The 24,022-nt window shown below is 47.2% G+C and carries 21 protein-coding genes and 1 pseudogene; 18 read left to right on the forward strand and 4 right to left on the reverse strand.

All coding sequences use genetic code 11. The features are described 5' to 3' along the window. The first annotated feature begins 77 nt into the window (after positions 1–77). From ACRYI5_RS07805 to ACRYI5_RS07855, 11 genes and pseudogenes are all read left to right on the forward strand, one after another. The gene (locus ACRYI5_RS07805; protein ID WP_448224890.1) at positions 78–527 is read left to right on the forward strand and encodes a PTS sugar transporter subunit IIA; all 450 of its coding nucleotides are present in this window, start codon (positions 78–80) and stop codon (positions 525–527) included. Between the two features lie 12 nt (positions 528–539). Next, positions 540–845 (forward strand): PTS sugar transporter subunit IIB, encoded by a 306-nt coding sequence (locus ACRYI5_RS07810; protein ID WP_448224891.1) that lies wholly within the window; start codon positions 540–542, stop codon positions 843–845. A 19-nt stretch (positions 846–864) separates the two neighbouring features. Continuing rightward, positions 865–2,229 (forward strand): PTS ascorbate transporter subunit IIC, encoded by a 1,365-nt coding sequence (locus ACRYI5_RS07815; RefSeq protein ID WP_448224892.1) that lies wholly within the window; start codon positions 865–867, stop codon positions 2,227–2,229. A 15-nt stretch (positions 2,230–2,244) separates the two neighbouring features. Further along, complete coding sequence (gene tkt, locus ACRYI5_RS07820) at positions 2,245–4,230, forward strand: transketolase (protein WP_448224893.1); 1,986 nt, start codon at positions 2,245–2,247, stop codon at positions 4,228–4,230. An 85-nt stretch (positions 4,231–4,315) separates the two neighbouring features. Then, positions 4,316–4,555 carry a hypothetical protein gene (locus ACRYI5_RS07825; RefSeq protein ID WP_407880727.1) on the forward strand — a complete coding sequence of 80 codons (240 nt, stop codon included), beginning with the start codon at positions 4,316–4,318 and terminating at the stop codon, positions 4,553–4,555. A gap of 396 nt (positions 4,556–4,951) precedes the next feature. After that, positions 4,952–5,794, forward strand: coding sequence for an aldo/keto reductase (locus ACRYI5_RS07830; RefSeq protein WP_448224894.1), 843 nt, complete (start codon positions 4,952–4,954; stop codon positions 5,792–5,794). A gap of 179 nt (positions 5,795–5,973) precedes the next feature. Next, positions 5,974–6,663 (forward strand): WxL domain-containing protein, encoded by a 690-nt coding sequence (locus ACRYI5_RS07835; protein WP_448224895.1) that lies wholly within the window; start codon positions 5,974–5,976, stop codon positions 6,661–6,663. Positions 6,664–6,811: 148 nt separating this feature from the next. Continuing rightward, on the forward strand, positions 6,812–7,855 hold the full coding sequence (locus ACRYI5_RS07840; protein WP_448224896.1) for a DUF916 and DUF3324 domain-containing protein: 1,044 nt from the start codon (positions 6,812–6,814) through the stop codon (positions 7,853–7,855). A 37-nt stretch (positions 7,856–7,892) separates the two neighbouring features. Beyond that, the gene (locus ACRYI5_RS07845) at positions 7,893–10,085 is read left to right on the forward strand and encodes an Ig-like domain-containing protein (RefSeq protein WP_448224897.1); all 2,193 of its coding nucleotides are present in this window, start codon (positions 7,893–7,895) and stop codon (positions 10,083–10,085) included. Positions 10,086–10,149: 64 nt separating this feature from the next. Then, positions 10,150–11,320 (forward strand): annotated as a pseudogene (locus ACRYI5_RS07850) (MFS transporter). Between the two features lie 327 nt (positions 11,321–11,647). Continuing rightward, entirely contained in the window at positions 11,648–12,937 is a 1,290-nt protein-coding gene (locus ACRYI5_RS07855; RefSeq protein WP_448224898.1) for an ammonium transporter, read from the forward strand. A gap of 82 nt (positions 12,938–13,019) precedes the next feature. Here the strand turns inward: ACRYI5_RS07855 and ACRYI5_RS07860 are convergent, their stop codons facing one another. Continuing rightward, entirely contained in the window at positions 13,020–13,382 is a 363-nt protein-coding gene (locus ACRYI5_RS07860; RefSeq protein ID WP_407880798.1) for a RepB family plasmid replication initiator protein, read from the reverse strand. A gap of 234 nt (positions 13,383–13,616) precedes the next feature. Between ACRYI5_RS07860 and ACRYI5_RS07865 the strand changes: the two genes are divergently transcribed. Together ACRYI5_RS07865 and ACRYI5_RS07870 are read left to right on the forward strand one after the other, a co-directional pair. Then, positions 13,617–13,748: a hypothetical protein gene (locus ACRYI5_RS07865; protein ID WP_407880796.1), complete on the forward strand. Its 132-nt coding sequence runs from the start codon at positions 13,617–13,619 to the stop codon at positions 13,746–13,748. Positions 13,749–14,001: 253 nt separating this feature from the next. Continuing rightward, a complete protein-coding gene (locus ACRYI5_RS07870) occupies positions 14,002–14,319 on the forward strand; it encodes a DMT family transporter (RefSeq protein ID WP_448224899.1) in 318 nt (105 codons plus the stop codon). A 158-nt stretch (positions 14,320–14,477) separates the two neighbouring features. Here the strand turns inward: ACRYI5_RS07870 and ACRYI5_RS07875 are convergent, their stop codons facing one another. The 3 genes from ACRYI5_RS07875 to map all read right to left on the reverse strand — a co-directional run bounded on the left by ACRYI5_RS07875 (position 14,478) and on the right by map (position 17,793). Next, positions 14,478–15,233, reverse strand: coding sequence for a hypothetical protein (locus ACRYI5_RS07875; RefSeq protein WP_448224900.1), 756 nt, complete (start codon positions 15,231–15,233; stop codon positions 14,478–14,480). A gap of 274 nt (positions 15,234–15,507) precedes the next feature. Next, a complete protein-coding gene (locus ACRYI5_RS07880) occupies positions 15,508–16,887 on the reverse strand; it encodes a DUF2252 domain-containing protein (RefSeq protein ID WP_448224901.1) in 1,380 nt (459 codons plus the stop codon). Positions 16,888–17,010: 123 nt separating this feature from the next. Continuing rightward, positions 17,011–17,793, reverse strand: a complete 783-nt coding sequence (gene map / locus ACRYI5_RS07885; protein WP_407880787.1) for a type I methionyl aminopeptidase — start codon at positions 17,791–17,793, stop codon at positions 17,011–17,013. Between the two features lie 365 nt (positions 17,794–18,158). On the opposite strand from map, the gene ACRYI5_RS07890 reads away from it, so the two are divergent. The 5 genes from ACRYI5_RS07890 (at position 18,159) to ACRYI5_RS07910 (ending at position 24,013) form a co-directional block, all read left to right on the forward strand. After that, complete coding sequence (locus ACRYI5_RS07890) at positions 18,159–19,109, forward strand: L-lactate dehydrogenase (RefSeq protein WP_448224902.1); 951 nt, start codon at positions 18,159–18,161, stop codon at positions 19,107–19,109. Between the two features lie 363 nt (positions 19,110–19,472). Continuing rightward, positions 19,473–20,855, forward strand: a complete 1,383-nt coding sequence (locus ACRYI5_RS07895) for a class II fumarate hydratase (RefSeq protein WP_407880784.1) — start codon at positions 19,473–19,475, stop codon at positions 20,853–20,855. 209 nt (positions 20,856–21,064) lie between these two features. After that, complete coding sequence (locus ACRYI5_RS07900; protein ID WP_407880782.1) at positions 21,065–22,483, forward strand: anion permease; 1,419 nt, start codon at positions 21,065–21,067, stop codon at positions 22,481–22,483. Between the two features lie 196 nt (positions 22,484–22,679). Continuing rightward, positions 22,680–22,793 (forward strand): putative holin-like toxin, encoded by a 114-nt coding sequence (locus ACRYI5_RS07905; protein WP_448224903.1) that lies wholly within the window; start codon positions 22,680–22,682, stop codon positions 22,791–22,793. 299 nt (positions 22,794–23,092) lie between these two features. Then, on the forward strand, positions 23,093–24,013 hold the full coding sequence (locus tag ACRYI5_RS07910) for an aldo/keto reductase (protein WP_448224904.1): 921 nt from the start codon (positions 23,093–23,095) through the stop codon (positions 24,011–24,013). Positions 24,014–24,022: the final 9 nt, after the last annotated feature.

The following is a 24,022-nucleotide window of genomic DNA, read 5'->3' on the forward strand; positions in this document are numbered from 1 at the left end:
TAGTGTCAGTATTGCACTTGTTGGCGCTTACATCAATGCTACGATTAACTCATCAATGAGCAAGAGGAGGTGAAAACATGTTAAACGAATGGTTAACCGATCAAACGGTGCAAGTGGTTGACGCGTCAGACCTAGATTGGCGTGCGGTGATTCGACTTGCGGCCCAGCCGTTAGTTACCAATGGCAGTGTCATAACGGACTACGTTGACGCAATGGTTAACGTAGTTGAAGAACAGGGGCCATACATTAACATTGGCGAACATATTGCCCTGGCACACACGCGACCAGAGGATGGGGCAAAGAAAATTTCGTTAGCACTATTAAAGACCGCTCAACCAGTTTCGTTGGTGAACGATGAGCACCTGGTGACGCTATGGTTCGTTCTTTCTGCTGTCGACAGTGACAGCCATTTAGAAGTGTTAAAGCAGTTGATGCAATTATTGATGGATGAACAAACAGTTCAGCGCTTAAAGGCTGCAACAACGGCAGCTGAACTAGTCGAGATTATTCAAACACGGACGTTATAAACGGAGGAAAAAATGAAAATTTTAGCGGTGTGTCAAAGTGGTTTGGGAAGTAGCTTCATGGTTCAAATGAACGTTCAACAAATTTTAAAGGATGAACACGTGGATGTCGATGCAAACGACATTACGGTCGATCATTCTGATGTTGGCAGTGCCACAGCTAATTCAGCTGATTATTTCTTTGTGGAGTCAACACTAGCGGATGCATTAAGCGGGATCCCAGAAGACCGGGTGATCTTGTTAAAGAGCCTGATCGATAAGAAAGAAACAGCCGCGCACGTTAACACTGTCTTAGATCGTGAACAGATCGTTCATGACTAACTGAAGGAGAACTTAAATTATGAAGAGCACACTGAATTTATTTGTCTCCATTGCCACTCAGCCGGCAATTTTAGTCGCGTTGATTGCAATGTTAGGTTTGATTTTACAGAAGAAAAAGACAACTGAAGTGGTCCAAGGGACCATTAAGACGTTTGCTGGCTTTTTGGTGCTTGTTGGTGGGGCTGGAATTCTCAGTAATTCACTGACCCCATTTGCAAAGATGTTTCAATTTGCGTTGCATGTTCAAGGGGTTGTTCCAAGTAACGAAGCAGTGGTCGCCATTGCCCTTGTGAAGTACGGAACACCGACTGCATTGATCATGTTGGTTGGGATGATCGTCAACATTGTGTTAGCCCGCGTGACTCGGTTTAAGTACATCTTTTTGACGGGGCAAGCAATGCTGTATGTTTCTTGTTTGACGGCCGTTATTCTAGTGAGTGCTAACCTTGGAACTGGCTGGCAAACAATCATTTTAGGCGGGATCTTTGAAGGAACATTATTGACAGTGACGCCAGCATTATGTCAGCCATACATGCGAAAAATTACGGGTGGCGATGACGTTGCGATGGGGCATACCGGGAACATCGGTTATGCAACTGCTGGGTTAATGGGCCAACTGTTTGGTAATAAACAGAAAAGCACCGAAGATATGGAAATGCCAAAGGGACTGAGCTTTCTTCGGGACTCAACCGTTTCAATTACGTTATTGATGGGAATCGTCTACATTGCGTTAGCACTGATTGCTGGACCGCACTTTGTTGAAAGCAAGTTGAGCGCCGGGACAAACTATCTGGTCTATGCACTGGTTCAGGCCGGAACGTTTGCGGCTGGATTTGTGGTTGTTTTACAAGGTGTTCGGATGATTTTAGCTGAAATTGTTCCTGCGTTTCAGGGAATTGCAACGCGTCTGGTACCTAACTCAAAACCAGCGTTGGACGTTCCAATTATCTTTCCGTATGCCCCTAATGCTGTGTTGATTGGGTTCTTTACAAGCTTTATTGTCGGAACGCTCAGCATGTTTGTAATGTTAGCGTTGAAGACGACGGTGATTATCCCCGGTGTGGTTGGTCACTTCTTCTGTGGCGCTGCCGCTGCAATTTACGGGAATGCAACTGGTGGTCGCCGGGGGGCAATTATTGGCTCGGCGGTGAATAGTTTGTTGATCAGCTGGTTACCATTGCTGATCCTGCCGGTTTTAGGGACGTTGAAACTTGCGTCATCGACGTTCGCAGACACGGATTACTTGGTTCCCGGAATCTTACTTGGAAAACTGGGGAGCGCGGGAACACTTGCTGTTGTGATTGGAATTGTCGGGTTCTTAGTGGCCGTCTTGTTATTGAGTGTTGTTCTAACGAACCGTGAAAAGGCACGGATGGCAAAGTAGTGAAAGGGGAAGAAAATGACGTTTACAAAGACGGATCAGGACGCAGTTGATGCACTCCGTTTCCTGAGTGTTGATATGATTGAGCGCGCCAATAGTGGTCATCCAGGCCTTCCCATTGACGCAGCACCGATGGCCTACGTACTGTGGGAACGATTTATGCAATTTGATCCAGCTGATCCCAAATGGGCAAACCGTGATCGATTTGTCTTAAGTGCTGGCCATGGTTCAGCGTTGCTTTACAGCTTGTTGCATTTGAATGGGTTTGACTTGAGCATGGCGGATCTAAAACAATTTCGTCAGCGCGGTTCAAAGACACCAGGTCATCCGGAAATTTTAGAGACACCAGGAATCGATGCGACAACGGGGCCACTGGGACAAGGCCTGGGGATGGCTGTTGGGATGGCGCTTGCTGAAAAGCATTTAGCAGCTCAATTAAACCGCCCGGGATATCCACTAATTGATCACTACACCTACGCATTGGTTGGTGATGGTGACCTAATGGAGGGGATTAGCCATGAAGCCCTAGGGATTGCTGGTGACAAGCGATTAAACAAGCTGATCGTTTTGTATGACTCTAATGACGTTTCATTAGACGGTCCGTTAGCATTGAGCACGAATGATGATGTGCGAAAACGATTTGAAGCTGCTCAGTGGGACTACGATGAGGTGCTTGATGGAAATGATCTACCTGCGTTAACAAGGGCGATTGAGCATGCTCAGCGCAGTGAACGACCGAGCTTGATTGAAGTTAAAACGGTGATTGATTACGGAACACCAGACGCCGGAACCAATAAGGTTCATGGATCGGCACTGGGAGAAGCTAACGTAGCGGCAATGCGCCAGTTCTATGATTGGTCAGCGGAACCGTTTGAAATTGCCCCGGTAATCTATGGCCAGTACAAAACGGCTGTCTCAAAAAAACAGCAAGCTCACGCAGCGTGGGTTGATCAATTGAGCCGTTATCGGGAAGCATATCCGAAATTGGCAGCTCAATTTGAACAATCGTCTTTATCACTGACTGATGTAGCGTTAGACACAGAAAAATATGCCAAACCAGTTGCTACGCGCGTTGTGAACGCAGATTTATTACAACAAATTGCGGCGCATAATCCGCAATTTTGGGGTGGCTCAGCCGATTTATCATCATCAAATAAAACAAGTTTGCCAATGGAACAGGCCATGACACCATTAGCACCAGCAGGACGCAACATTTACTTTGGTGTTCGTGAGTTTGGAATGGCTGCGGCTACGAATGGGATTAATTTGCACGGGGGAACCCGCGCGTTCTGTAGCACATTCTTTGTGTTTAGTGATTATCTAAAACCGGCCATTCGGTTAGCTGCACTTCAACACTTGCCATCAACGTTTATTTTTACCCACGATTCTCTGGCTGTTGGTGAAGATGGTCCGACACACGAACCCATTGAGCAGTTAGCAGCATTACGGAGCGTTCCAAACGTTAACGTCATTCGGCCCGCTGATGCAACGGAAACGTTAGGGGCATGGCAAACGATCGCTAACACAACGGATCGGCCAAGTGCCCTGGTTTTAACGCGCCAAGCGACACCACAGCTGTCTGGTTCATCAACAGAAGGGGTAAAAAAAGGCGCGTACGTTTTATCACCAGCTAAGAGCCAAACGCCGGATGGGCTTTTGATTGCTACAGGTTCAGAAGTTGCGTTAGCCGTGGCCGCACAAGAAGAACTCCGACAACGATCTTACGATGTGGCAGTTGTGTCGATGCCAAGTATGGAACTGTTCCGTCAGCAATCATCTGATTATCAAGAGCAGGTGTTGCCGAAGGAAGTTAGTTTACGAATTGCCATCGAAATGGGGAGTTCCTTTGGATGGTCAGAATTTACAGGATCACGAGGATGCAACGTTTGTGTTGATCGTTTTGGCGCCAGTGGAAAGGGCCCAACAGTGGTGGCTGATTACGGGTTCGTTAAAACGACCATTGTTGATAGCTTTGAACGGCTCTGGCAAGAAAATGAAGCGTAACCAGCCCGTTTGGTGCGGCGATTTTGCGGTGATTCGTTATACTGAATGTGAGCAGTAAATAATAACGACCACGGGGGCTTCACACATGAAGGATCATGGTAAGTTAAACGCAACGTTGTTAACACCGGCGTATTGGCAAAAGTACCGACTGCCGAATGCGGTGGACTTTGCAGAGAAATTTCAAGCGATTGACGCTAAGGCGTTGGGAAACGACGCACGAAAAGCGGCACTGGATGATCTGCTGACGGCAATGAGCCAGCAAGGACTGAATAATCCGGCAAATCCGGTGTACCCACTGTTTTCAGCAATTTTGGTGCAAAGATAGACTGAGAGCGAAAAAAAGCGCGGGAGGTTCCCTCAGGTAATGCCCACCAGTGCTTATGAATGGTTTTTATTCATGAGCACTGGTGGGCATTACCTGAGTCGAAGTCTGCGCTTTTTTTCGCGTTTAGGCAGTTCAAAAGGTGGGCGCTTATGAATGGTCCTTATTCATGAGCACCTGGTGGGCATTAGATGAGTCGAAGTCTGCGCTTTTTTTCGCGTTTAGGCAGTTCAAAAGGTGGGCACTTATGAATGGTCCTTATTCATGAGCACTGGTGGGCATTAGAAGCGTCGAAGTCTGCGCTTTTTTTCGCGTTTAAGACAGTTACCCAAAAGTACCTGCTTGCTTACTTTAAAAATGTTAGTAGAATAAGGGGTATAACTAAGAGGAGGTCAACACATGGAAAACGTAACGTTAAACAACGGGGTTCAAATTCCTCAATTAGGTTTAGGGGTCTTTCTGGTTGAAAACGAGGATGACTTAAAAACATCTGTTACGACTGCGCTAGCTGATGGATACCGTCATTTTGATACGGCGGCCATTTATCACAATGAAGCCGGTGTCGGTGAAGCACTTGCTGAAAGCGACGTGAAACGTGAGAATTTATTCATCACATCAAAGCTGTGGGATAGTGTTCAGACATACGATGATACGATTACGGCGTTTGAGGAAAGTTTGAAAAAGCTCCAAATGGATTATCTGGATCTGTACTTAATCCATTGGCCAAGTAACGGGTACGTGGAAAAGTGGCGTGCATTAGAAGACTTGTACAAGGCTGGTCGCATTAAGGCCATCGGTGTTTCAAACTTTGAAAAGCCACAAATGGATAAACTACTGGCAAGTGCAGAAATCACCCCAGCAATTGACCAAATCGAAACGCATCCTTACTTCCAACGTGGCGACTTAAACAGCTATTTAACGGGTCTCGGTATTGTACACGAGGCATGGGGCCCATTGGGTCAAGGAAAGAGCGGTGTCCTTGAAGACGAAACGTTGATTAAGATTGCTGAAGCCCACGGCAAGTCGGTCGCTCAGGTTATCTTACGGTGGCACTTGCAGCGTGGAATCGTGGTCATTCCAAAGTCCATTCACCCAGAACGAATTGCCCAGAATATCGACGTTTTTGATTTTTCATTAACAGATGAAGAAATGGCATCAATCGCAAAGCTAGATAAAAACCAGCGTGGATCTGAGGACCCTAACGATGAAAACTGGTTGAACCGTTCATTGAGCATGAACTAAACAGCGAATTAATAAAAACGACTAGTTTCCCGAATCAAAGGGTGACTAGTCGTTTTTATTTATAATAATCATAAGATTTGAAAAAGAATAGATATCATTGTTATGCTAACATTATCAATTATGTAAGTCATGACCACTTTCGGTTAAGCATGTGAACGATAAGATAAGGAGGCGAGGATATGTTAAAAAGAGCGACGATCATTGGTGCAATGGCAACGGCAGTTTTACTGTTAGGCCCAGCAATAGGTGTCCATGCAGCCGGAGACGTTGGTACTGCACATACAGAGGTAACTGCTAGTTTCCTTCCGGGGAGTGGTCCGAGTGGTCCTGTTGATCCAACTAATCCAGGTGGTGGACCGGTTATTAATCCAGGGAACCCGGGGACAGGAGCGACAGGACCATTACGGCTGAACTATGTTTCTAACTTAATTGATTTTGGGGCAAACCCTATCAGTAGTTCAAACCAGACATATACGGCTAAAGCAACGTCAGACATGATCAATGGTTATCAGTCCGCGCAAGTGTCAGATGAACGTGGGACCACGGCTGGTTGGGCATTGAAGGTGAGTGGTTCACCAATGAAGGCACCAGTAACTAGTGATACCTTGACGGGTGCAACGTTGACACTGCCAGCCGGGACGGTTGCGACAGCATCAGGAACAAGTAATGGTGCAGTTGCCACGGCCGTTTCAAACGCATTAGATTCTTCAGGTGGGGTTCTATTAGGTGCCGCCGCAGGAAATGGTGCTGGATTAACGGTTGACCGTTGGCAACCAAGTGCTGTGCAACTGCAAGTTATGGGTGGAACTGCGAAAGCAGAAGCCTATTCAACAGACTTGACGTGGACGTTACAAGACGCGCCAGCTTAATACTGGCCCATTGATGGTTCATGATTGAAGACGGTGAAGTGACCGAGAATGATGATCATAATTGGCAACGCCGGCAACCGCTCAATCGCGCGCCGGCGTTTTACTTAGAAAACATTTTGTAGTGGTTCAAACAAAAAGGAGGAAGCAAATGAAACAACGAGGACAGTGGCGGTTAGTACTGATTTTGATGATGAGCTTTTTTATGGGAAGCACATTGACGCATACCGCTTTCGCTGCGGATGACGCTTCCGAAGTTGGCTTTAGTGTGAAGGCTGAGCTACCGAAAAACCAGATTGATCAAAAGCAAAGCTATTTTGATTTAAAGGTTCAACCAGGTGATGAACAAACAGTTAAAATGACGGTCTACAACAGTAGCAATAAGGCGATGAAAATCAAGAATGAGATTCATGCAGCCCATACTAATGCGAACGGCCAAATTGAATACGTAACACCGGCGAAGAAACAAGATAAAACGTTAAAGCAGCCGTTAACGAAGTGGGTAACGTTGCACGAGGATAAAGTGATTACGGTGCCGGCAAATAGCGAAAAAACACTTACGGCAACCATTAAAGTTCCGAAAGATGCGACGAAGGGAGTTGCCCTTGGCGCATGGTACTTTGAACGGGTGGTTAAAGATCAACAAACAAAGGAAGCAAAAGGGATGACCATTAACAACCGTTATGGGTACGCAGTTGGAATGAAGTTAACGGTCGATCACACGGTATCACCAAAGCTGGCGTTGAACGACGTTAAGCCAGGACTTCGAAACTACCGAAAGGGAATCTTTGCCAACCTTCAAAATTCACAGCCAGCAATTATTAGTGGGTTAACGGTGACGGGGAAAGTTTATCGTGAAGGATCAAATAAGGTTGTGAAGGAAGCTAAACTCGAACATGTCGGAATGGCGCCAAATTCAAACTTTGATTTCCCGATTCTCTACGGGAAGGATGAATTATTGCCCGGGAAATATGTTGTCAAAATGACGGCCAAAAATAGTGATCATCAGTGGTCGTTTACGAAAAAAATGACCATTACTTCGGAAGACGCCAGTAAGGTGAACAAAAAGGCGTTAGATAAGGCGCCTGAACGAAATGTTCTATGGTACGTTGCTGGCGGTGTGTTACTGGCAATCGTTGTCGGTGGACTAATTTGGATTATCGTTCGCTTTGCTTGGCGACGTCAGGAGAAGTAGTCGGTTGTAAACAGTACGTAAGGTAGGAGGTGACAAAATGAGACGATGGCGGCGGTTCGGCCGAATTGCGATGACTCTGTTGCTTGTAACCGGAATGACCGGAATTACGAGCATAACGAGTTTTGCGAATGACCAGGCACAAAATGAATCACAACAACCGGTGAAGGCAAATGACCAGTCGAAACCGGAAGAAGATGATGAGCAGGTAAAACCAGCAAATGAAGCAACGCCTGAAACGACAAATGACAAAGATAAGAACGCTGATGCAAAGATACCGGATTTAATTACCCGGTTAGATGCAACAACGTTAATCCAAAACGGCCAAACGGTTCGCGGAGCTAACGATTTGTTAGGGACCTTAGGAAGTTTGATCATTAGCCTGAATGGGACGCAAAAATTAACCTTAAATAACCAGGTCACCAACTGGTCTGGCGATATTGGGACCCCGATGAAGGTTGGCGATACGGTCAATGTTGTTAATAGAACGCTGGGCTTACTGGAGCTGTACAACGTTTCCTTACCCGTAACGGACCCAAATATGAGTGTGACTCAGGTTAACGGTGGGGCGGTGCCATCGGCCATCACTTATGATCAAAAGGCAGGAACCATGCCGGCCTTCTTTGGTCAATCTTTACAGCTGTCAGTGGGGACCGCGTTTAACTACACAACTTCAGACCAAATCAACAGTGTTTCGTTTATGATTGACGGTCAACAAATTGCGGGTGACGCGTTCAATACAAGTGATACGAGCACAACCGGGTCCACTCTGACCGTCAATGCTGGAAAAATTGCGGCGCGAAACTGGTCAGCGATTAAGACCGCCCTTGATGGTTTATCACCATCAACCGGACACACGTTAAAAGTTGTGGCTTATCATAATGGGCGTCCAACAAATCCGTGGACAAGTACAACCAGCATCCCGTTATATGTTAACCCGGCCCAGCCAACTGTCAATTCGGTCTGGTCTGGACAAAAGCAGGTAAGTGGAACTTCAAGTGCAATTGGTGCCAGTGTTTCAGTGACCGATGGTAGTAATAATGTTTTGGGGACGGGGACCGTTGCGTCCGATGGCAGCTATATGGTCACACTGAATCGTGCGGCGATTGCCAATGAAACACTGACGGTAACGGTGACCAACCAGGGATTATCGGCAAGTACCACCACTACGGTTCAACAAAATCAAAGCATTCAGGTCAACTCACCAAGCCAAATTGCCTGGAATCAGCAAACATCATTACCTGATAGTAATGCCGGTTGGCAGTTAACCGCCTCTGGTAGCGGATTTCCAGCGACGAGCAATCCCGCTGACCTCGTTATCGACGGCAATGATGTTGGGGCAGATAATCCGATCACTCGTGGCACCCCAGTAACTGCCGGGACCACCACCGGAATTAAATATAGCGATAAGACTGCTATTTTAAACGGGTTAGATCCGCAAAAACAACATACTGCGGCGCTAACGGTTCCGGGTATGCATAACGCAACAACGGGGACCGTTCCATTGATTATTTCTGTCCCGACGACCCACTCAGTGGTGAGCGGAAGTGGCGCAACGGCCGTGACCGGGACGTTAGCACAAGTTGGGAGCACAGTGACGGTGACTGATAGCACAAACCATCAATTAGGAACCGGAACGGTTGCTAGCGACGGGACGTATAATGTGACGCTAAACCGAGCAGCGATTGGTGGTGAAACGTTGAGTGTTAAAGCAACGAACGGATCTGGTGGGATGAGTACGACGGAAACGGTGGTGGTTCCGCTGGTTGAACAACTGTATGTTCAGGCTGTGTCACCATTGACGTTTTCACCGGCGACCATAACGGCTGGGCAAACGTTAACACCAAACCGGGCTCAAAATTTCACCATGACGGCAGTTAATTCACTGAATGCGGGGGCCGGCGCGAAGTGGACCATGACAGCCTCGTTAGAAAATAACGTGTTGACGAACACCCTGAATCCTGTGGACAAATTGTATCAGCCCCTCGTTTTCACAGATGCAAATGGGGTTAGCACACGACTGTCGACCAGTGCCTTGCCAATTTTCACGAATGATATGACAAACACAGCCGTGTATCCCACCAGTCAGTTTCAACGGGTTGGCTTTAATGACATCCTGAGCCAACAAAATAATGCACAGGGTGTTCGCTTGGTGGTCCCAAGTGATTCGGTTCGTTCACAAAGCTACCAAGGCATTTTGGACCTTAATTTTGCAACGACACCAACAAATTAGACACTTAATGCGTTTCGTTGAAGTGGTATAGTAATCCTATTAGAGTCAATTGAGGAGTGGAGCTATGTCACGTCAACCGCGCGCACAATGGCAGAAAAACATGTCAGCATTATGGGTCGGTAATTTTGTTACCGGTGCAGGTGCCAGCATGAGTCTGCCATTTTTACCGCTATTTATTAGTCAAATGGGTCATTTCCCGAAATGGGAGCTGACGCTGTATGCCGGTTTGGCCTTTTCGGTCACGTTTCTAAGTCAGGCGATCGTGTCCCCACTATGGGGCCGGTTGGCAGACCGGACGGGGCGCAAACCGATGTTGATGCGAGCCGCCATTGGGATGACGATCACGGCCACGTTGACCGGATTTTCGCCCAATGTGTGGGTGCTGATTGGGTTACGGCTCATTCAGGGTGCCTTTTCCGGATACATTAATAACGCGTACGCGTTGATCGCCAGTGAAGTGCCCATAGAACAAAGCGGCAAGACAATGGGAACACTCACGACGGGCGCCGTTGGTGGTCAGTTGATTGGACCGATCATTGGTGGACTGATTGCCGAGGTCGCCGGCTACCGTATACCGTTCTTTATCTTTGGGTTCTTAATGTTTATTGCGTCTCTGGTCACGTACTTCTATGTTAAGGAAGATTTCACACCTGTTGCGAAAACGGATAAGGCGGGGCAGGAAAGTGCGTTTGCTCACATCGCTCATCCCCGAATCGTGTGGGCGATGATTGGGTCATCAATGCTGATTCAAGCAGCGACAACTTCGATCAACCCGATTATCAGTTTGTTCGTAAAAGAACTGATGGGTGGGCGCGGAAACATTGCGTTTGCTAGTGGGGTCATCGCCGCTTTACCAGGGATTGCAACGCTAATTGCCGCACCACGACTTGGCTCACTGGGGGATCACATTGGGCCCCAGCGCGTACTGATTGCCGGATTGATCTTTTGTGGATTGATGTTTGTTCCGATGTTCTTCGTGACGTCGGTCGTTATGTTAGGGGTGTGGCGCTTTTTGGTTGGCATTTCCGACGCGGCGTTACTGCCCGTGACCCAAACAGTGATGACGCTAAATACGCCGGATGAAGCAGTTAGCCGAATTTTCAGTTACAATCAATCGTCGCAGGCCATCGGCGGTATCAGGCATTCTGGATTATCGGTACGTGTTCTTGATGACAACATTGCTGGTGGTCATCAACCTTGTCATGGTCGTGTGGGCCTATAGGACAGATAAATAAAAAAGAGAGAGCGAAACGACATGCGTTTAGGCTCCCTCGTCTAACAAGAATCCCCACTTATGGACGCTTTTGGTCCATGAGTGGGGATTCTTGTTAGACGAGTCGAAGTCTGCATGTCGTTTCGCGTTTTCGGGAGCCAAAACCAGAAAAAGTTGCGAGTATGTACTTGGTCCATGAGTGGGGGATTCTTGTTAGATGAGTCGAAGACTGCATGTCGTTTCGCGTTTTCGGGCGACAATTAAATTAGTTAAATATTTACCGGTGGTTGAAAGAACCTTGACATTGATCTGATATATTTGTATCGTACGATCAAAATGGGGTGGCGTAATGAATCCAGCAAACACGGTATTTATGATTTTATCGACGATTTTAGTCTTGTTCATGACGCCTGGCTTGGCGTTTTTCTATGGTGGCTTGGTCTCAAAACGAAACGTCGTTAGCACGATGCTATCGGTCTTTGTCATCTGTGGGTTAGCCATTTTACTATTCGTGATGGTGGGATCGCAGTTAGCGTTCAACGGGGATATTGGTGGCGTCGTGGGCCACGTTCAGCACTGGTGGTTAACGGATGCAAACCTCATGCGCACGACGGCGACTGGAATTCCTGAAGCGGTTTATTTACTGTTTGAGATGATGTTTGCGGTGATCACACCAGCACTGTTTGTCGGTGCGGTGGTGGGCCGAATTCGGTTTAATTTCTTATTGGCTTTCATCGTGCTGTGGAGCCTCGTGGTTTACTATCCGATGGTGCACATGGTGTGGAGTCCAAACGGGTTACTGGCGAAGCTTGGCGTTCTAGATTTCGCTGGTGGAACGGTGGTTCATATTAATGCTGGTGTTACCGCGTACGTCTTGTCAGCGTTCTTAGGGCGACGGTTACGGCCAGCGACCAACCATCCGTATAACCTTCCGTGGGTTCTTTGTGGAACAACAATTCTGTGGGTTGGTTGGTATGGCTTTAATGCGGGGAGTGCGCTGGCAATCAATGGTGTGGCCGTTACCGCAATGTTAACCACGACGGTCGCCACCGCCACGTCGATGATGACGTGGATGGGGCTAGAGGCGCTGCTTCACCGGCGGGTCACGTTGACTGGAATCTGTACCGGAACCTTGTGTGGCCTGGTCGGAATTACACCAGCTGCTGGGTACGTTACCGTAAATGGGGCGCTATGGATCGGCGTGTTAGCAACGTTAGCTAGTTATGGGTTTGTTCATGTGTTGAAACCATTGATTGGGATCGATGATGCGTTGGATGCGTTTGGCTGTCACGGGGTTGCCGGAATCACCGGATCAATCCTGACGGGCCTCTTCGCCACGCACCAAGTGAATCAAGCGGTGATCCATGATGGCCTCTTTTATGGCGGTGGCTGGCACTTGCTCGGGGTTCAAACGGTGGCAACCGTTGTGACGATGTTGATGGTCGCCGTTACCAGTGGGTTACTGATTTGGGGCTTACGCCGGTTTATTCCAATGCGTGTTTCAGCACAGGATGAAAGAATTGGCCTGGACGAAAGTGAGCACGGCGAGCGGGTGGAAACAACGGACCCTTACGCGAGTCATTTGTTGCAACACCAGGAAGATTTTGCTGGGCAGTTAGCCCGGCTTCGGCATCATTAATGGGTAAAATTAAAAAGCTGATTGTTAACACACCAGCCCAAACGGGTGGGGTGCTAACAATCAGCTTTTCTTGTGAATAAAATTAGTTAGCGTCTTTGACCTCAACCTTGACTAAGAACTCGAAGTCAGGATTCAGTGAAATTGAAACAATGTGTTGATCGTCATCAATCTCAAGTTTGGTGAAGAAATCGTGTTTGGCGCCACCTTGGCCGTCCTCGTACGTTGAGTTCGTCTGGCGCACGTGATCGACAACATCCCGTAAAACGGTGTCAAATGGGGTGTCATCACCGTCATCGGCAAGCCAGGTGAGTTCATCAAAGTTGAACACAACGTTTGTCATCCGTAGATGGTGCATTCGCGTCATTACAGCGAAAAAGAAGTTGAGTTCTGATTTTGATAAGTCTGCAAAGTGAACGTCACTAATTTTAAATGAGTCATTTGTCATCTTCGAAGACCTCCTTCATTGGGTAAACAAATCCACTAAATATAATTATTAGCATACAATCATTAAGTGGGTAACGCAATTAATGTGCTCTCTTGGAACAGTGGTAAGAACGATAAAGTAAAGATTTGAGTAATGGGGGGCTTAGATTAGTCAAATGGTTGGTTTATCCGTTATAATAAAAATGTTGCTAACACCTTGGACAAATGAAAGATGGTGGCTATGTGAGTAAACCCTGTGAAGGACATCAACACATTGATCTCGACGGACCAAAAATGGATTGGGTTGTGGATCAATTATTTGCGGACCCTGCGGAAACAGATGGACGACAGACGTTTGATGTCTGGGTTGGACCGGTTGAATGAATAACTTATTAGACGCGGATGATTTTTCTTGCAATAAATCATAATTCACCGTGCAAAACGGCTTAACGTTACTGACAAATCAGTGACGTTAAGCCGTTTTTTCAGATGGTCAACTGGGAAACTTGCCCCCAAATCAACAATTTGATATGCTTTTTATAAGGTAAATACGAATCTGCCGCCGGGCAGGCACCGCACTTATATCCGTTAGGCTTAATCGGATATGGGCGCGGTGTATTTTTTTAAGGAGATGGAATGTTATGGCATGGCTTTATTTAACAATCGCGGGACTTTTTGAGGTTGTTTGGGCAACGTTTATGAAGATGAGTGATGGGTTTCATAAACTGGGATTCACTGCACTCACCATCATTGGAATGTTGGTGAGTTTCGTCTGTTTAGCAGAGGCAACACGACGACTCCCAATGAGCATTGCCTATCCCATTTGGACCGGAATTGGTGCGGTCGGTTCTGTAATCGTTGGGGTGGTCTTCTTTGGCGATCGAATCAGCCCGTTGACGTGGGTTTTCGTTGGCTTCTTATTCATTGGAATTATCGGGATCAAGATGACGAGCAAGTAGGACGAGCTTTGATTTACATGTTGTAGTACTGAGAGAGCACAGTAGCAGTAAATATGAGCTATGGGAAACAAATCTAATTGTTTCACGTGAAACCACAAAAACCTCCACGGAATTTTCCGTGGGGGTTTTAAGTTTACAGGGGAACGTCATCATCGAAATTAAACGGCGACTAAGTCATGTTGTTGAACCGTGCCACGGTCGAGGGATTGACCAGCGGTTGGTGAGCTAATGAGGAAGCCGGAAAGACGATGGGTAACGGCAATTCGAAGAAAGCTGGGGATGGCTGTTCCGACTGCGATGGTTGCCCAGGTACTCGCTTCGGCAAGGTCACTTGCAACAATCGTGGCCTGAAGAAGGTTACTGGTGTTGTTATCAGTGGCAAGGTTGGCGGACTGGGTGACAACCGCACCATTCTGGAGCTGGTAAGCAGTATTGGCGCGATGGGGAGTTTCAACGCCAATGGTCCAGGTAAAGGTGGTGTCAGCCGCAGTGCCGACCTGAATTGTACCAGGGCATTCCAGTGCAACCGCGAAAACACTGGGGAGTTGTAAAAGCGGTTGGAGATACTTGATGAATGCCTGGCGAATCGCCCACTGACGGGTAAGGATTGTCATCAGAGTTGATTGGTCGAGTGAAGATTGGGCAACGTGATTGATAAAGTCAAACTGATGCAAAAGGGGAGTAAGCTCAGTTTTGGCTAGTCCACGTTGACGTTCAAGGGGCGTCGCGTCTTGGGGTATGGTCGTTATTTTTTCAATGTGGTGGAGATAGTGAGCAACGTTTTTAACGGTTTGATCAAACGTTAGGTGGGCGTCTGTCTCGATCGTTAAGGTTCCCATTTTGAGTGTGAATGGGACGCCCATCACGTTGATGATCCGTGTCATAAACTTTGCTTCTGTTGTTGTTTTCATCATGAGTTCCTCCTTAGTTAGCCTTAGCGAAAGACTGGGTCGTTGGGTTGTCATCATCACGGTGATGATCAAGAGTAGGTGACCCGGTAGTAATTTGAGATTGTGATTAGTCTATGGCCGCCAGCATAAAGTGGACTTAAAAGAAGACTAAGGAACTGCTAAAGAGGTAACGATTTTATTGAGACGCGAGTGTTCTGACCATTCGGTTAAAACCATAAAACGGCAGCGCCCAGAGGATTGCGGGTGTTGCCGTTACTTGAATTTATGAATGCTGGTGCTAAATGGTTGTATCGGTAACTTCTTTAGGATGTTCCTTTAAAAACAGAGCGTAATCTGTTTCAACCTGGTCAATGTAGGCTTCAGCCCAGTTGCTCATGGCGTGGTCAAATTCCTTATCATCGTTAATGTACCCGGCAATCATTGCGGCTGTTGGCGTTTGGCAATGGTCAATGGCAAGTAACCGGCCACAAGCTTCGGCGTAAACGTGGAATTGATCCCAATCAAGGGTCGAAAGGTCAACCGATGTTTTCATGTCCCGAAATTGGCGGACGTAGAAACTATGCTTTTTGCTCTGAAAGTAGCCAAGGAAGGGATCGGACGCAGATTGAAGGATCTTTTGTGAATCGATGATCCGCTGGCCCTCACTGTCTTCAGCAAAAGATGATAGGTTCAACTGGCGTTCAGTTCCGGATTTCCGGGTTGGGAGGGCTTCTTTAATTTGGAGAACGAGGTGACTACCATCGTTACTCGTTAATAACACAAGGTAACAGCGCGAGCCAAAGCTCCCAACACCGACACAGTGACGGGCAACATCTGTAATGTGGTATTGCGAAAGTAACAGGGCAATGTCCGTCCGAACGGTCGCCCGATACGCCGCTAAGTAGTCGCTGATGTTTTTAGTCACGTCATCATTTGTGTGGCGAGTGATGGTGGAAACATCAACAAAGCGAAGACCGTCATCTGTCATGTGGGTAAACTTTTTAACGACCTGTTCAGAGTTACGTTTGCCTGCTTTACTGAGGAAATATTGAAGCATCGTGGCTGTTGGTGTGTCTTCAGGAACAGCCTTCAGAATGCTGGCAACATCGTTTGCTGGGTAAAACCGGTCCAACGTGGTGCGGGCCATACTGGCGTTGATGCCAAGGCGATAACTCTTAGCCGTGTCATGAACCACTTTGTGAATCTTCTTTTCCTTAAAGCCATTTTCACGGCCGGCAAGGATGACGCTCACAAGGAGCCGTTTAACGTCACGTTCCCAGGAGTTTACCCCAGCTTCATCGAAGTCGTTGAGATCGAAAATGAGTTGCCGTTCCGGTGAGGCAAAGAACCCGAAGTTACCAAGGTGGGCGTCACCAGAAATGATGATCGGAATGTGCGTGCTAGCCTGGTGATTTAAGTCATGGGCCATGAGTTCGGCGGTTCCCCGGAAGAAGGTAAACGACGAGACACCCATCCGCCGGTAACGTTCTGGCAGAAGTTCAGGAACCAACATGTCAGCAATTCGACCCATTAATAAGTTTGCATCCCGTTTTGTCGGGACAAACGTGCCAAGGTCAGTCAGTGGTACTTTGGTGCGTAATGCTGCCCCGGCGGCGATCAGGTCCGTTTGTGACTGAGCGACCGTGATGTTATTAATGTTGAGTCCACGTGCTGCCATAGAGTTGACCAACCTTTCTATTTTTAAAAATAATTAAGTTGATTATACAACGGGAATGAAAATGAAAAAAGGTACCCCCACGGACGACGTTGTTCATGGGGGTACCTGTGGTAAATGTTGTGATTAAAGGTACTTTGCGTCAAACTCTGGATCTTGGCTGGTCAAAATCTTTGGACCATCCTTCGTAATGGCTAAGGTGTGTTCGTACTGACAACTAAGACTGCCGTCAGCGGTGCGAACAGTCCAGCCATCATCAGCAACAGGCGCACAACGCCAGTCACCAATGTTGACCATGGGTTCGATGGTGATGGTCATCCCTTCACGCAACCGAACGCCCTTGCCGGCTTCACCATAGGCAGGAACCATTGGGTCTTCGTGCATGGTGGGCTGGATTCCGTGACCAACGTATTCACGAACGTCGCCGTAACCCATTTCGTCTTCAACATAATGTTGAATGGCGTAACCAATGTCACCGATCCGGTTCCCAACCACGGCTTGATCAATTCCGAGGTAAAGGGCCTTCTTGGTGACATCCATCAGTTTCTTCACGTCGTCGCTAACTTCGCCGACAGCAAAGGCCCAGCAAGAATCGGACATGTAACCGTCGACACTGATAACCGTGTCAACCTTCACGAGGTCACCGTTCTTCAGCAAAAGGTCTTTGCGAGGGAAAGCGTGACAAACTTCGTCATTAACGCTGACACAAGTTGCAAAGTCGTAGCCTTCAAACCCTTTTTCTTCAGGCTTGGCATTGTGTTCGTCAAAGTATTTAATGGCAAACCGTTCAATTTCCCAGCTTGAGATTCCAGGTTTAATGATGTCGCGCAAGCCAATGTGCATCCCAGCTAAAATGGCGCCGGCTTTGCGCATCCCTTCAATTTCACGTGGTGATTGTAATGAAATCATTGAATTATCTTCTCTTTCCTATCATGTTGTGACACTACTTAGTCTAGTATACCCATTTATGCAAATAATGGGTCATCAAATGAACCGATTGCAAGAAAACGTGATGATCACGCCGATCAATTAGCTGGTTAACTTATTGAACTCATTCACATGTTTCTAGTGATTGTGCTTGACGAGTGAGGGGTGAACGGGTTACGCTACTTCCATCAATTACGCGGTTAAAGACCGTAAGCCAGATGATTGATGGGCCGACGCATTCACATCACTGCCATGAAGTGGAATGTGTTCGGCCAGCCTGCTACGTGTTGCACTACACAAATTCAATGTTATTCATGACGGGCTTTTTACAGAAAGGAAGCACACTTTTGACTAATCAAGTAAAACATCAAAAAGTTGTCCTGGTTGGGGACGGAGCAGTTGGCTCTTCATACGCATTTGCAATGTTACAACAACAAATCGCGGATGAATTAGTCATTGTTGATATTCAAGAGGACCACATCAAGGGCGACGCGCTGGACTTAGAAGACGTTCAACCCATGACAGCACCAATGGATGTTCATGCGGGGACGTACGCAGACGCTGCGGATGCAGACCTCGTGATTATTACTGCCGGCGTTCCTCGGAAGCCGGGTGAATCACGGTTAGACTTAGTCAACAAGAACCTGAAGATCTTACGGTCCATTGTGACACCAGTTGTTGATAGTGGCTTTGACGGGATTTTCATTGTGGCCGCTAACCCAGTTGATGTGTTGACGACGATGACGCAACGGCTTTCTGGTTTTCCAGAGGAACGCGTTATTGGTTCAGGCACGTCATTAGATACTAGTCGGTGGCAAGTTGCGTTGGCAAAGAAGTTCAACGCGGATCTGCGGACGGTTGACGCCTACATTTTAGGCGAACACGGGGACAGTGAATTCGCTGCGTACAGTGCTTCAACGATTGGTGGTCGCCCATTACTGGACGTTGCCAAGGAAGCTGGTGTTAGCCAAGAAGAATTGGGTCAATTAGAACAGGAAACCCGCGTTAAGGGTGGCAGCATCATCAACCTGAAGGGGGCAACCTTCTACGGTGTTGCCACGAGTTTGATGCGGTTGAGCCGGGCCGTTTTACGGAACGAAAACGTGGTGTTACCAATTGGGGCACCAATGAACGGTCAGTATGGGTTAACGGATATGTACATTGGAACCCCCGCATTGATTAATGCGACCGGTGTTGCAGGTGTTATGGAAGTCCCATTGACGGATGAAGAACAAGCCAAGATGACTGCTTCGGCAGCGGCATTGAAACAGGTTTTGGATGACGCAACGGCAGAATAAACGTGTTTTCACGTTTAGCAGACCGCTAACATTAAAATGAATGTTATTGGAAGTGTGCAGAATAAATCTGCACACTTTTTTTGATAATTATGAGAAAAAGTGTTTCGTTGGTAGATTCACAAGCAAAGATGAAATTAAGTGGATTTAAGAAGTGGATAATACCTGGCGTTTACACGTTCTGTTGACGGTACTATTAATCTTTTTAATGACACCTATTCAGTTTGACTATAAGCTTTGTGAGATTGTAGACTAAGTGAGGTTAATAACGACGCGTGCGAAATTACTGTTGGTAATTCGGACGTGCGTTGCTTTTATTTCATTTTGTTTGTTACTAAAAACACAAGGAAACGGAGGACCATGATAATGTCAGATTATCGTGTCGAAGAAGATACCATTGGGCCAGTTAACATCCCTAGTGAAGCACTATGGGGGCCACAAACTGAACGGAGCCGGAACAATTTTCCAACGGGGCAATTCATGCCAATTGCTATTATTCGTGCCCTGTTACAAATTAAGCGTGCCGCTGCCGAAGCCAATCAGGAACTTGGTCAAGTTAGTGCTGAAAAGGGTCAACTGATCGTTCGCGCCATTGACGAACTGTTGAAGTTGAGTGATGAGGACCTGCGGAAGGACTTCCCATTGCGTGTCTACCAGACGGGTTCTGGAACACAAACGAACATGAACACAAACGAAGTTGTCGCTCACGAAGCCGCAAAGTTGGATTCATCCATTGAAATCCTACCAAACGATGACGTGAACCACGGTCAAAGTTCAAACGACATCTTCCCAACGGCCATGAACATCACGGCCAGCGTTGCGGTTGCTGAATTAGAAGAAGCTGCCCAACACTTGATCGATGAATTAAAGGTTAAGCAAGAAGAATACTGGCGGACAGTTAAAATCGGCCGGACCCACTTGCAAGACGCAACCCCATTGACGTTTGGTCAAGAAATCAGTGGTTGGGTCAGCATGATCGAACACGACCTCGGTTACCTGAAGAGTTTGGACGGCACCTTGCTTGAATTAGCAATGGGTGGAACGGCCGTTGGGACTGGGTTGAACGCCGCTCCCGGGTTTGCCGATGACATTGCCGACCGGATGAGTAAGACCTATGGGCCAGCATTCACAGCCAAGACCAACAAGTTCTACGGTTTAGCTGCTCATTCAAACTTAGATGTTGTCCACGGTGCCATGAAGACGTTAGCTGCCGACCTGATGAAGATCGCTAATGACGTTCGGTTCTTAGCAAGTGGCCCCCGTGCCGCTTATGCGGAATTAAACATTCCTGCTAACGAACCTGGTTCTTCAATCATGCCTGGGAAGGTTAACCCAACACAGGCTGAAGCCATCACCATGGCTGCGGTTCGTGTAATGGGGAATGACGTGGTGGTTACCATGGCTTCTTCACAAGGGAACTTCGAAATGAACGTTTACAAACCAGTTCTGATCGACGCCTTTCTTGAATCAGCAGAATTGTTACGTGGAACCATGATGGGCTTTGCCGACAAGATGATCCATGGCTTGACGGTTAACAAGGAACGGATGCAAGAATTAGTGGACAACTCACTGATGACGGTGACCGCCTTATCACCGCACATTGGTTACCATGACAGTGCCAAAATTGCCCAACAGGCTGATGAAGAAGGGACAACGTTACGTGTTGCTGCTCTGAAGTCTGGCAAGGTTACTGAAGAACAGTTTGACGAATGGGTTGACCCATTAAAGATGACAAACATCGATCGTTAATCACGCACATTGAAAAAATAAAAGTTCAGCATCATCACTAAGGCAGTCCTTGATTAAGGAGGAGTGGCACATGGCATTCGCACTATTAGGTTTGTTAGTTTTGTCGTCCTTGTTGGTTGGGTTAGCGCTCACATCGCTTGATGCGCACACCTTAAAATGTACTGATTCCACCGACTAGTTCGGTGGGTAATATTGAGAGGAAATAAATCATGGGTTTAGAGAAAGTTAATTATAAAAAGTTTCTTTGGCCAGTAGTGATTGGGTTAATTCTCTGGTTCGTCGCACCAGTTCGACCAGATGGCATTAGCCTCGCTGCTTGGCACATCTTAGCAATTTTCGTTGCAACAATTATTGGTTGTATCACCCAGCCACTACCAATTGCAGGGGTTGCGTTGATCGGGATGACCATCACCGTTTTACTTGGCATTGTGCCCATGGAAGAAGCCGTTACGGCCTTTGGGACCAACGTTGTTTGGTTGATTGCCATGGCTTACTTCCTGTCACGGGGGTTCATCAAGACTGGGTTTGGTCGGCGGGTCGCGCTGATTTTCGTCCGCTTGTTTGGTAAACGGACACTTGGTTTGGCCTACTCACTGATCGGGGTTGACTTGGTCACTGCACCCGCAACGCCAAGTAACACGGCGCGTGCCGGTGGGATCATCTACCCAATCATCGAGTCACTGGCAACAACCTTTGGGTCACACCCAAAGGATGGCACGGAACGGAAGATGGGTTCATTCTTAGTCTTCGCTGAATTCCACGGTGACATCATTACGTCAGCAATGTTTATCACAGCCATGGCACCAAACTTGGTTGCCGTTCAAATGGCTGCTAAAGCCGGCATTCACATTACGTGGGTGGGTTGGTTCTTAGCTGCTCTGGTTCCTGGGATCATCAGTTTGATTTGTGTCCCATACATCATTTACAAGTTGTATCCACCAGAGGTTAAGGAAACACCAAACGCCAAGGAATGGGCCGACAAAGAATTGGCTGACATGGGACCAATGAGCACTGCTGAAAAAATCATGTGTGGTGTGTTCCTTTTGGCACTGTTACTGTGGGTCTTATCAAGCTTCATCGGTTTGGACTCAACGTTGGTTGCCTTCATCGCCGTTTCATTACTGTTACTGACGGGTGTCTTATCAACAAAGGACATCTTGAATGAAACGGGTGCCTGGAACACAGTGATCTGGTTCTCAATTCTGATCTTCTTGGCAAACCAATTAACGAAGTTTGGTTTGATCAAGTGGTTATCAACGACAATCGGTGGTGCAATGCACGGAATGAGCTGGTTGTTAGTCTTGGTTATTCTGTTTGTCTTCTACTTCTACACTCACTACCTGTTCGCTTCTGGAACAGCCCACGTAACGGCAATGTATGCCGCATTACTGGGGGTTGCGTTAGCCGCCCACGTGCCAGCAATGTTAGCAGCCATCATGCTTGGTGTCTGTGGTCCGTTGTTCAGTTCAACGACGCATTACGCTAGTGGTCCTGCAACCGTTCTGTTCGGTTCAGGTTACGTGAAGCAAAACGACTGGTGGCGGATGAATGCCATTCTTGGTGTTTTCTACATCGTCGTTTGGCTCGGTGGTGGCTTACTATGGACCAAAGTTTTGGGTATGTGGTAAGAAACGACTTTATGTAAATGTAATTTTAAAGGGTTCGTTCACCGGAAGGGTGAGCGAACCTTTTTTTGCGGCTTGAAGTAGCGCAGGAATTGCATTTGAACGGATAGAAACTGATAATGAATGCACCGGATTAAAGTTGCAGAGTGGTGACTTGTTTTCAGTTTAGAGGTGACGCTTATGGACTTGCCTAAGAAAGGTGAACAAGTTGAGCACCCTGGACGTCCTTACGTTGATGTTAGGGACGGCGATATTTGTCGTTGCTTTAATCAACGTGATCGTTCAAACTATTTCGTTGATCAATTGGAAATAATGGTACAAAAAAAGCCCCTCGAAAGACTTTGACAGGTTAGAGTGGGCTTAATTTGTATCGTTTAGATTAAAATCATGAAAACAAGTCACCGCTTTGAAAACGGTGATTCGTAGCGCCCTATACCAGTAGGGCGTTTTTATGTGCCATTAGCACAAAATTAGTATAGTGACTCCGTTGGAGAGCGTCAACATAAATCACTTTGTGCGGCCCTTTTTTGTGGAGAAATCGAAATCGTTTCTTTTTGGGCCAAAATTTTCTATGATAGCGGTGTAGTTAATCTAGCAAGGGGGTCATGTGAAATGGCAGAAATCGTCACGATTGGTAAAAGTAATGTTCAAACGGGAAAACTTGGGCTCGGAACCAATAAAGTTGGTGGCCATAATTTATTCCCCAACTTAAAGGATGAAGATGGTGCCGCCGTTGTTCGGGCAGCGCTCAATCAGGGCATCACGTTATTAGACACGGCGTTTATGTACGGCTTAGGCCAATCGGAAACAATTATTGGCGATGTTCTTCAGGATTACGATCGGAGCAAGGTTATTTTGGCCACGAAGGCCGCGCAGGATCAATCACGTGATCTCGCCCCTAACAATGAACCAGCGTTCTTAAAGCAGGCCGTTGAGGACGCCTTAACCCGGTTGAAGACGGATTATATCGACATCTTTTACATTCATTTTCCAGACGAGACGACCCCAAAGAATGAAGCGGTCGCTGCGTTACAAGAACTAAAGGAAGCTGGTAAGATCAAGGCCATTGGGGTATCGAACTTCACATTGGCTCAGATCAAGGAAGCGAACCTTGATGGTTACGTCGATATTGTCGAGGATAATTACAGTTTGGTTCATCGGGAGGCAGAAACAGACTTGTTGCCATACCTGAAGGAAAACAACATTTCGTTTGTGCCGTACTTCCCATTAGCTTCCGGGTTATTGACCGGAAAGTATACGGCTGACGACGCAGCTAAATTTGATCAATTTTCTGCGGACCAGTTTTCGGCAATTATGGCTGGCCTGGACGGTGTTCGGGCAATTGCAGCGGATCATGACGCAACCGTTGCTCAAACGATTCTTGCGTGGTACATTGCCGATCCAGATGTTAGTGTCGTTATTCCAGGCGCACGCGTTGCCGATCAGGTGAAGAGTAACGTTCAGGCGCTTAGCGTGAACTTGAGCGCAGATGAAGTAGCTAAGATCGACGCACTGTTCAGTTCGTTTAAATAAGTTTGTCGT

It is taken from the genome of Furfurilactobacillus sp. WILCCON 0119, from assembly GCF_053471565.1.